This is a genomic window from Pseudomonas sp. P5_B2 (assembly GCF_056400445.1).
In genome coordinates this window covers 1-6789 of sequence record NZ_JBFULH010000224.1, presented here as the reverse complement: position 1 = coordinate 6789, position 6789 = coordinate 1, and the positions used below count along the sequence as shown (strand labels likewise).

Here is a 6789-nt window from a genome sequence, read left to right as displayed (position 1 = left end):
TCAGTAATACCGTGCAAGCAGGTTTTACGACTGCTGCGCAGCCGRACGCAGGCTGCGCCAGCTGCTACATGRTGTGTCGCGGCGGCCATCTCGGTTAACGTTTGTTGAGCCCTCGCGCTAAACGATCCCCACCAAGCTGAATGATTGCCACCAACACCACCAGCAATACAATCACCGTCAGCATGATCTGGCTGTCAAAGCGCTGATACCCATACCTATACGCGATGTCGCCCAACCCACCGGCGCCAATTGCCCCGGCCATGGCCGACGAGTTGATCATCGTCACCAATGTAATGGTGAACCCGCCAACAATCCCTGGCAGTGCTTCCGGCAGCAGCACATGCCAGACAATGTGCCAACGCCGGCAGCCCATTGCCTGCGCAGCTTCGATCAAGCCGAAATCAACCTCGCGCAAGCTGACCTCAGCAATCCGTGCAAAGAACGGTGTTGCAGCGATAGTCAGCGGCACGACCGCGGCCCAGACGCCGTACGTGGTGCCGACGATGAGTCGGGTAAACGGAATCAGCGCCACCATCAGAATCAAGAACGGAATCGAACGAAACAGGTTCACGAACGCGCCCAAGGCACGGTTCAGTGTCGGTGCTTCGTAGATGCCACCCTTGGAGCTGGTCACCAGAAACACCGCCAGCGGAATACCCGCCAGCAGCGCGATCAATGACGACACACCGACCATCAGGAAGGTGTCGATGAAGCCTTGCAGCAAGCGATCAAACCACATAACCCAGCACCTCCACTTGTTGCGCCCATTGGCTGGCGCGCTGGCTCAGGTCCTCGGCATCGAACGGCGAGTCGGTGACCGCCAACAACAACTGCCCCAACGCATGGCCTTGAATCCGTTCCACGCCCCCTTGCAGCAAGCGCACGCGACCACCGAGGGCGCTGAACAACGCGGCCAGGTCCGGCTCGTCGGTGGCACTGCCGGTGAATTGCAAACGCAACACAACAGCAGCGTTCACAGAGTACGGGTGAGGTTGCAAACGGCTTTGCAGTTCTGCCGGCAGGGCGTGTTGCAGCGGTGCGAGCAAGGTCTTGCTCACCTCATGCTGCGGATTGCCGAAGACTTCCCACACCGGCCCTTGCTCAACGATTTTTCCGTGTTCGAGCACCACGACGCGGTCGCAAATATCGCGGATTACCGCCATCTCGTGGGTGATCAAAACGATGGTCAGACCGAGGCGCTGGTTGATCTCGCGCAGCAGACCGAGGATCGACTGGGTGGTCTCCGGGTCCAGCGCCGAAGTAGCTTCGTCGCAGAGCAAAATCGCCGGGTCATGCACCAACGCGCGGGCGATGCCGACGCGCTGTTTCTGCCCGCCGGACAACTGCGCCGGATACGCCGCGTGCTTGCCTTGCAGGCCCACCAGTTCGAGCAGTTCGCGAACTTTTTGCTCGCGCTGCTCCTTGGGAACTCCGGCCACTTTCAGCGGCAGTTCGACGTTCTGCCACACCGTTTTGGCCGACATCAGGTTGAAGTGCTGGAAGATCATGCCGATCCGTCGACGCAGCGCCACCAGGCGGTCTTCATCGAACTCGCCGATGTCCACCTGATCGATCAGCACGCGCCCGGTACTTGGTTGCTCCAGGCGGTTGATGGTGCGGATCAACGACGATTTGCCGGCACCGCTGCGACCGATGATGCCGAACACTTCACCGTGCTGGATCGCCAGGTCGATGCCCTGCAGTGCCGCCACCGGCCCTTGCTGGCCGTTGTAGGTTTTGCCCAGGCCGATGAAGCGCACATGAGCCCGATTGAGCTCCGGGTGCAGTTCGGTGTGTCGGGCGTTTTTGAGCTCTGGAATCTCCAGTCGCAGTTGGGTGGCGGCCGTCATTCTCAGCTTTCCCAACCGGCTTGGTAGAGCTTGCCGTGGGCTTTGTCCAAAGCGGCGCGAACGGCTGGCGAATGCTGGTAAATGTCGACGAATTTGATCAGGCGCGGGTCGGTTTTACTCTTCGGCTGGATCACGAACTGGATCACGTATTCCTTGTGATCGAGACCGTCGAACAGCAGCGCCGAGTTCGCATCGAAGGTCTTCGACAGACGGATGTAGGCCGGGTAGCCCTGAACCAGATCCGCATCGTCGTAGGCGCGCACCAGTTGCACGGCTTCGACCTGAAGGATCTTGATGTTCTTCGGGTTGGCGATGATGTCGTCCTCGGTGGCCTTGTAGCCGACGCCCGGTTTCAGCGTGATCAGGCCGGCCTTGGCCAGCAGTTGCAGACCGCGTCCGCTGTTGATCGGGTCGTTGGCAATGGCCACGCTGGCGCCTTGTGGGAGTTCGTCGAAGCTTTTGTATTTCTTCGAGTAGAGGCCGACGTTGTTGATGATCCCCGGCGCGAACGGCACCAGGTCAAAACCGGAAGCGGCCTTGGCGTTTTCCAGGAACGGCACGTGCTGGAAATAGTTCACGTCGATGTCGCCGGCGGCGAGGCTGACGTTGGGCGCGATCCAGTCGCTGAACTCCACCAGATCGACCTGCAGGCCTTGTTTTTTGGCTTCTTCGACGGCGGCTTCGAGGGGGATGGCGAAGGCGGCGGTGGTGCCGATTTTCAACGGTGCGTCGGCGGCGAATACCGTTGAGCTGAACAGGCCGAGGGCCAGGGCCAGTGCTTTGACTGGGTGAGTGAGGTAGGTCTTGGTCATGATGAGGTTTCCAGTCATAAGTTTTTTTGGAACAACAGAGATCAACTGTGGGAGCTGGCCTGCCGGCGATAGCGGTGGGTCAGTTGAAGTTGTGGTGGCTGACACACCGCTATCGCCGGCAGGCCAGCTCCCACAGGGTTCAATGGCGGTAGTTAGAGCCGGTGTGTTGTTGAGGCAAATGCGCATCGCCGTGAAAAAGCTTCTCCCGAAAGCTGCCGCTGTCATAAGCAGTCTTGTACGACCCGCGACGCTGCAATTCCGGGATCACCAGATCAATGAAATCCACATAGCTTTCCGGGGTGACAATCCGTGTCAGGTTGAAGCCATCCAGGCCGGTTTCAGCGATCCACGATTCGAGTTCATCCGCGACTTGCCCGGGCGAGCCGACCACCGTGATGTAGCGACCACCGAGGGCGTGTTGCGCAAGTAATTTGCGGCGGGTCCAGTCGTTGTTTTGCAGGTTTTTGGTCGCCGACTGGATCGCGTTGCTCTTCACGTACTGGATCGGTTCGTCGATTTCGTATTCGGAAAAATCGATCCCGGTCGATGCTGAAAAGTGCGCCACGCCAGCCTCGGCACTGGCATAGCTCAGGTACTCGGCGTGTTTGGCCCAGGCCAATTCTTCCGTGGCGCCGACAATCACGTTCAGCCCCATGAATACCTTGATGTCCTCCGTGTTGCGTCCGGCCTCGACGGCGCTGGCGCGAACCTTGTCCACCTGGATTTTGGTCGACGGTTTGTTCTGGCCGCTGATAAACACGCACTCGGCATGACGCCCGGCGAACAGCAAACCGCGATCCGAAGTGCCCGCCTGGAACAGCACCGGTGTGCGCTGCGGTGACGGCTCGCACAGGTGATAACCCTCGACCTGATAGAACTCGCCCTTGTGCTCGACCTTGTGCACTTTTTCCGGTTGCGTGTAGATCCGTTGCTCGCGGTCGTTAAGCACCGCGCCGTTTTCCCAGCTGCCTTCCCAGAGTTTGTAGAGCACTTCCAGGTACTCGTCGGCCTGGTCGTAACGACGGTCGTGCTCGACCTGTTCGCTCAGGCCCATGGCCTTGGCGGCGCTGTCGAGGTAGCCGGTGACGATGTTCCAGCCGACCCGGCCACGGCTCAGGTGATCGAGCGTCGACATGCGCCGGGCGAACAAGTACGGCGGTTCGTAGGTGAGGTTGGCGGTGAGGCCGAAGCCAAGGTTTTTGGTCACGGCGGCCATGGCCGACACCAGCAGCAACGGATCGTTGACCGGCAGTTGGATCGACTCTTTCAGCGGCACATCCACCGAGTTCTGATAGACGTCGTACACGCCGACGATGTCGGCGATGAACAGTCCGTCGAACAGCCCGCGTTCCAGCAGTTGCGCCAGTTCGGTCCAGTATTCGATGGTTTTGTACTGCGTGGAGTTGTCCCGTGGATGTGTCCACAGGCCATGGTTGATGTGCCCGATGCAGTTCATGTTGAAGGCGTTGAGCAGGATCTTCTTTTTGCCATTGGCCATCAGATGGTCCCTCGTAACGGAGGGTTTTCATCGTTCAGGTAGTAGTTGCCCACCGCGTGATATTTCCAGCGAACGGGGTCGTGCAAGGTGTGCACGCGAGCGTTGCGCCAGTGACGGTCCAGACCATGCTCGATCAGGGTCGCCTGGCTGCCGGCCAGTTCGAACAGCGTGCTGCCGGCCGCGAGGGATATTTCGGTGCTGATGGCCCGGGCTTCGGCGACGGCAATCGAGGCGGCGGCGACGGTTTCTGCGTTGGTCTCGGCTTGAGCCTTGTCGAGGAATTCACCGGCGCGTTCCAGCAGGGCTTCGKCGGCGTGCAGGCGAATGCTCAAGTGACCGAAACTCTTGATAGTCAGCGGGTCGTCGGTGGCTTTTTCATGAGTGGCGTCGATCCACGGCCGGGTTTTGGTGCGTACAAAATGCAGTGCATCTTCATACGCTGCGCGGGCGATGCCGGTGTCGATGGCGGCGTGGAGGATCTGCGCCAGCGGGCCGACGGTGGTCGGGCGTTCGAAAGCGCTTTGGAACGGGATCACGTCCTCGGCGGCCACGTACACATCGTCGAACACCACCGAACCGCTGCCGGTGGTGCGCTGGCCAAAGCCGCTCCAGTCGTCGATGACCGTCAGGCCTTTGCTGTCGCGTGGCACGAATGCCAGTTGCTGCACGCCGTTTTCATCCACCACCGAGGTAGGAATGCGTTGTGCGTAAATCGCGCCGGTCGAGTAAAACTTGCGACCGTTGATACGAGAGCCGTCACCGTCGCGCTTAAGGCTGGTGACGCGGTCGTGAGCGGTTTTTGTCCCGAGTTCGGCGAGCGCATTGCCGAAGCGCTGCCCGGCCAACACTTCGGCGTACAGGCGTTGTTTCTGCTCGTGGCTGCCGTTCACGCGCAGCACTTCGAGCGCATAAAAATGGTTCTGCGGGATTTGCCCGAGCGAGCCGTCGGCCTGGGCAATCAAGGCGATCACCTTGGCCAGCGTCACGTTGGACACGCCAGCGCCGCCGTACTCCTTGGGTACGCTGATACCCCAGAGTCCCGAGCGGGAAAACACTTCCAGTTCCGGGTGCGGCAAACGGCGTTCGCGGTCGCGCAGTGCGCTGTCGCGCTTGAAGTCATCGGCCAGATCACTGGCGACGACCAGGGCTTGCTCATCGCTGGTGATGACCGCGACGTGGTGAGAAAAAGTCATGTGTTTCTCCAGAGATCTGGTCAAAAGGGTACTGGTCGTCAGATCCAGGAATGCCGCGCCGGTAGCGTGCCATTGAGGTGATAGGTGCCGACCGCGTGATATTTCCAGCGCACAGGGTCGTGCAGCGTGTGCACGCGGGCGTTGCGCCAGTGGCGGTCGAGGTTGAATTCGGCGAKGGTGGCGCGGCTGCCGGCCAGTTCGAAAAGCTTTTCACTGGCCAGCAGCGAGATCTCGGTGGTCAGCACTTTGGCTTCGGCCACGGCAATCGAGGCGCGGGCCGCAGACTCGGCAGTGAGCGGTGCGGCGTTGACCTGATCCAGTACCTGTCCGGCCTTGCGCAGCAGCGCTTCGGCGGCGTGCAATTCGATTTTCAATTTGCCGATATCAGCGATCACGTACAGGTCATCACTGGCCCGCTCGACCTTGGCGTCGATCCACGGACGTGCGCGGGTTTTCACGAACTCGATGGCATCGTCGATGGCGCCCCGGGCGATTCCGGCGTCGATGGCCGCTTGAATCAGTTGCGACACGGCGCCCTGGAGATTCGGCTTTTCATTGATCTTCCAGTTATCCACTACCAGTTCGGCGTCGACCCGCACGTTATTCAGCAAAATGGTGCCGCTGGCGGTGGTGCGCTGACCGAAGCCCGACCAGTCATCAACGATGCGCAGGCCGGGCGTGCCGCGACGGACGAAGGCCAGTACTTGCTTGCCGTCATCGTTCAACGCTTTGACCGCGACCCAGTGGGCGAACAGCGCGCCCGTGGAGTAAAACTTTTGGCCATTGAGGACAAAACCGTCGCCGTCGGCGGTGATTCGCGCCTTGAGTTCCAGGGTGTTTTTAGCGCCGCGTTCGGGGCCTGCATTGCCGATGCGCCAGCCGTCGAGCACGCTTTTAAACAGCTGTTTTTTCTGCGCTTCAGTGGCGCTGCCCAACACCAGGTTGAGAATGCCGAACTGGTTCTGGGGGATCTGTCCCAAGGCCGGGTCTGCCGCGGAAATGATCGCGAACACCTCGGCGAGTGTGATGAACGAAACTTGGGGGCCGCCATATTCACGCGGGATGGCAATGCTGCCTAAGCCGCTGCGGGTGAACTGTTCGATTTCCGACCAGGGCAACTTGCGCTGCCGATCACGTTTGGCCGCGTGAAGACGGGCGACGTGCGCCAGTTCATGGGCGGCTTCGATGGCTTGAGCGTCGTTGCGCAAAACCTGCGTGGGCAACAACAACGGGGCGACGTCCAGATCACTGTGGACGATTGCATCTGCCAGACTGGACATCAGTGCCRCTCCTTGGCTGCACGCAATGCCCTGGCGATCTGCACTGGGGTGATTGTGTTCCGGACCATACCTACCTCACATCTCATGGGATCATCGCGTGGTGTGCGACGAATAAAATCAAGAATGTCCGGTGGTCCGGTGCATATACCCTAAACG

At 60.2% G+C, this 6789-nt stretch carries 6 protein-coding genes; all 6 read right to left on the bottom strand.

Going from position 1 to position 6789, the window contains the following annotated elements; genetic code table 11:
• Positions 1 to 94: 94 nt before the first annotated feature.
• Positions 95 to 739, bottom strand: a complete 645-nt coding sequence (locus tag AC1DRJ_RS16620) for a methionine ABC transporter permease (protein ID WP_477803110.1) — start codon at positions 737 to 739, stop codon at positions 95 to 97.
• Positions 729 to 1850 carry a methionine ABC transporter ATP-binding protein gene (locus tag AC1DRJ_RS16615; RefSeq protein ID WP_477803109.1) on the bottom strand — a complete coding sequence of 374 codons (1122 nt, stop codon included), beginning with the start codon at positions 1848 to 1850 and terminating at the stop codon, positions 729 to 731. The genes AC1DRJ_RS16620 and AC1DRJ_RS16615 overlap by 11 nt, the downstream gene beginning before the upstream one ends.
• Positions 1851 to 1852: 2 nt before the next feature.
• The gene (locus AC1DRJ_RS16610; RefSeq protein ID WP_477803108.1) at positions 1853 to 2662 is read right to left on the bottom strand and encodes a MetQ/NlpA family ABC transporter substrate-binding protein; all 810 of its coding nucleotides are present in this window, start codon (positions 2660 to 2662) and stop codon (positions 1853 to 1855) included.
• 139 nt (positions 2663 to 2801) lie between these two features.
• On the bottom strand, positions 2802 to 4160 hold the full coding sequence (locus tag AC1DRJ_RS16605) for an LLM class flavin-dependent oxidoreductase (RefSeq protein WP_477803107.1): 1359 nt from the start codon (positions 4158 to 4160) through the stop codon (positions 2802 to 2804).
• On the bottom strand, positions 4160 to 5353 hold the full coding sequence (locus AC1DRJ_RS16600) for an SfnB family sulfur acquisition oxidoreductase (protein WP_477803106.1): 1194 nt from the start codon (positions 5351 to 5353) through the stop codon (positions 4160 to 4162). The genes AC1DRJ_RS16605 and AC1DRJ_RS16600 overlap by 1 nt, the downstream gene beginning before the upstream one ends.
• Positions 5354 to 5391: 38 nt before the next feature.
• Complete coding sequence (locus AC1DRJ_RS16595; protein WP_477803105.1) at positions 5392 to 6633, bottom strand: SfnB family sulfur acquisition oxidoreductase; 1242 nt, start codon at positions 6631 to 6633, stop codon at positions 5392 to 5394.
• Positions 6634 to 6789 lie beyond the last annotated feature (156 nt).

Excerpts from the sequence above, each read along its gene's own strand:
- AC1DRJ_RS16605 (WP_477803107.1), bottom strand. The coding sequence starts at position 4,160 with ATGGCCAATGGCAAAAAGAAGATCCTGCTCAACGCCTTCAACATGAAC.
- AC1DRJ_RS16620 (WP_477803110.1), bottom strand. The coding sequence starts at position 739 with ATGTGGTTTGATCGCTTGCTGCAAGGCTTCATCGACACCTTCCTGATG.
- AC1DRJ_RS16610 (WP_477803108.1), bottom strand. The coding sequence starts at position 2,662 with ATGACCAAGACCTACCTCACTCACCCAGTCAAAGCACTGGCCCTGGCC.
- AC1DRJ_RS16615 (WP_477803109.1), bottom strand. The coding sequence starts at position 1,850 with ATGACGGCCGCCACCCAACTGCGACTGGAGATTCCAGAGCTCAAAAAC.